The following is a 2,903-nucleotide window of genomic DNA, read 5'->3' on the forward strand; positions in this document are numbered from 1 at the left end:
TGGGCGCGGGCGTCACTTCGGTGAAGCCCGGCGACCACGTCATCCCGCTCTACACGCCCGAATGCCGCAACTGTAAGAGCTGCCTGTCGCAGCGCACGAATCTCTGCACCGCGATCCGCTCGACGCAAGGCCAAGGCGTCATGCCCGACGGCTCCTCGCGCTTCCGCTGCGACGAGACGACCGTCTTCCACTACATGGGCTGCTCGACCTTCTCGAACTTCACCGTGCTGCCCGAGATCGCGGTAGCGAAGGTGCGCGAGGACGCTCCCTTCGACAAGATCTGCTACATCGGCTGCGGCGTGACGACGGGCATCGGCGCCGTGATCTACACCGCCAAGGTCTGGCCCGGCGCCAACGTCGTGGTGTTCGGCTTAGGGGGCATCGGGCTCAACGTGATCCAGGGCGCGCGCATGGTCGGCGCCGACAAGATCATCGGCGTCGACATCAATCCCGGCAAGGTCGAGATGGCGAGGCGGTTCGGCATGACCGACTTCGTCAATCCGCGCGAGGTCGGCAACGACAAGGTGGTGCAGGCGATCCTCGACCTCACGGGGGGCGGCGCCGACTTCTCGTTCGATGCGACCGGCAACACCGACGTCATGCGCCAGGCGCTGGAATGCTGTCATCGCGGCTGGGGCGAATCGATCATCATCGGTGTGGCGGAAGCCGGCAAGGAAATCTCGACCCGGCCGTTCCAGCTCGTCACCGGCCGCGTCTGGCGCGGCACGGCGTTCGGCGGCGCACGCGGCCGGACCGACGTGCCGAAGATCGTCGACTGGTACATGGACGGCAAGATCAACATCGACGACCTCATCACCCACACGATGCCGCTGGACGAGATCAACACCGCCTTCGACCTCATGCACGAGGGCAAGTCGATCCGCTCGGTCGTCGTCTACTGAGCGTGACCGCCGAGACGCGCTGGCACTGGTCGGAACTCCGCGATTTGACGGGGGGGCAAGTCCACGACCTCCTGAAGCTCCGGCAGGACGTCTTCGTGGTGGAGCAGGCCTGCGCCTTTGCCGAAATCGACGGCCGGGACGGCGAGGCGCTGCACCTGCGGGCGCTGTCGGGCGACGACCTCGCCGGGGTCCTGCGCGTCTTCGCGCCGGACGAGGCGGGCCGGGCCCGCATCGGCCGGATCGCGACCGCAGCCGGCTTTCGCGGCGGCGGCCTCGGTCACAGGATGATGGCCGAGGCGCTGCGTCTGTGCGCGGAGCGCTGGCCGGAGGCCGCGATCGACCTGTCGGCGCAGGCGCATCTGGAAACCTTCTATGCGCGTCATGGGTTCGTCACCATCTCGGATGCCTATCTGGAAGACGGCATCCCCCATCTCGACATGCGTCGCGCGCCGGCGGCGTAAGACCAACCGAAAGGACCGCCCATGCCCCTCGACGTGATCTCGGAAGCGAAGGCCCATGGTGGCACGCAAGGGGTGTATCGCCACCAGTCCCGCACCACCGACACGCCGATGACCTTCGCCGTGTTCACCCCGCCGCAGGCGCGGGACGGCAAGGTGCCGGTCCTGTGGTACCTGTCGGGTCTGACCTGCACGCACCAGAACGCGATGGACAAGGGCGAATTCCGCCGCGCGGCAGCCGAGCACGGCGTGATGATCGTCCTCTCCGACACCAGCCCGCGGGGCCCTGGCGTGCCCGACGAGGCGGACAACTGGCAGTTCGGCTCGGGCGCCGGCTTCTATGTCGACGCGACGCAGGCCCCCTATGCCGCCAACTACCGGATGTATTCCTACGTCACCGACGAGCTGCCGGGCTACGTCGCGACGCATTTTCCGGCCGACATGAATCGTCAGGGGATCTTCGGCCACTCCATGGGCGGACACGGGGCGCTCGTCGCCGCGCTGCGCAACCCGGAGGCCTACAAGAGCGCGTCGGCCTTCGCGCCGATCGTCCAGCCGTCGACAGCGGACTGGTCGCGCCCCGCCTTCGAGAAGTATCTTGGCCGCGACCGGGCGACGTGGCGTCCCTACGACGCGACGCTCCTGATCGAGGACGGGCATCGCTTCCCGGAGTTTCTGGTCGATCAGGGAACGGCGGACCCCTATCTCGACGACGGCCTGCGCCCGCAGCTCTTGAAGGAGGCCTGCGACAAGGCGGGCATCCGCCTCGCGCTCAACATGCGCGAGGGCTACGACCACTCCTACAACTTCATCTCGACCTTCATGGACGAACACATCGCCTGGCACGCCGAGCGCCTGAAGCGCTGAGCGCCCGGGCGGGCGTTTCAACCGTTTCGATGGAACGCCCGCCCGTCATCCGTTAAACCCGTGGCCCGAACAGGCACGTGGAGGGCGAATCGGATGAGCGGCAACCAGGCGGATCTCGGCGTCTTGGGCATGGGCACGATGGGCGCGAGCTTGGCGCTCAACTTCGCCGACAGCGGCGGGTTCACCGTCGCTCTCGGCAACCGCACGACCGAGAAGGCCTACGGCGTGCGCGACGAGAACCCGGCTCTCGCCGATCGTCTGGTGCCGACCGATTCGATCGAGCACTTCGTCGGGGTGCTCAAAAGCCCGCGCGTCGTGGTGCTGATGGTCAATGCCGGCAAGCCGGTCGACGACCAGATGGCGCTCGTCCTGCCGCATCTCGCCCCCGGCGACATCCTGATCGACGCCGGCAACGCCGACTTCAACGACACGGTGCGCCGCGAGAAGGCGGTGAAGCCCACCGGCATCCACTTCGTCGGCATGGGCGTGTCGGGCGGCGAGGTCGGTGCGCGCAACGGCCCCTCGATCATGGTCGGCGGCGACGAGGCCGTGTGGGAGCGCCTGAAGCCGCTGCTGGAGCCGATCGCCGCCAAGTTCGACGGCTCGCCCTGCGTCGACTGGCTCGGCCCCGACGGCGCCGGCCATTTCGTCAAGACGATCCACAACGGCATCGAAT

The 2,903-nt window shown here is 67.7% G+C and carries 4 protein-coding genes; all 4 read left to right on the forward strand.

Features of this window, described 5'->3' with window-relative positions; genetic code table 11:
• Positions 1-902 (forward strand): zinc-binding dehydrogenase (locus QZ753_RS20265; RefSeq protein WP_294646386.1); only part of this gene is annotated, 902 nt, incomplete at its 5' end.
• 44 nt (positions 903-946) lie between these two features.
• Complete coding sequence (locus tag QZ753_RS20270) at positions 947-1,363, forward strand: GNAT family N-acetyltransferase (RefSeq protein WP_294646388.1); 417 nt, start codon at positions 947-949, stop codon at positions 1,361-1,363.
• A 21-nt stretch (positions 1,364-1,384) separates the two neighbouring features.
• Positions 1,385-2,227 carry an S-formylglutathione hydrolase gene (gene fghA / locus QZ753_RS20275; RefSeq protein WP_294646389.1) on the forward strand — a complete coding sequence of 281 codons (843 nt, stop codon included), beginning with the start codon at positions 1,385-1,387 and terminating at the stop codon, positions 2,225-2,227.
• A gap of 93 nt (positions 2,228-2,320) precedes the next feature.
• On the forward strand, positions 2,321-2,903 hold a 583-nt coding region (locus tag QZ753_RS20280; protein WP_294646391.1), incomplete at its 3' end, for an NAD(P)-binding domain-containing protein.

It is taken from the genome of uncultured Aureimonas sp. (assembly GCF_913775355.1).
Lineage (GTDB): Bacteria > Pseudomonadota > Alphaproteobacteria > Rhizobiales > Rhizobiaceae > Aureimonas.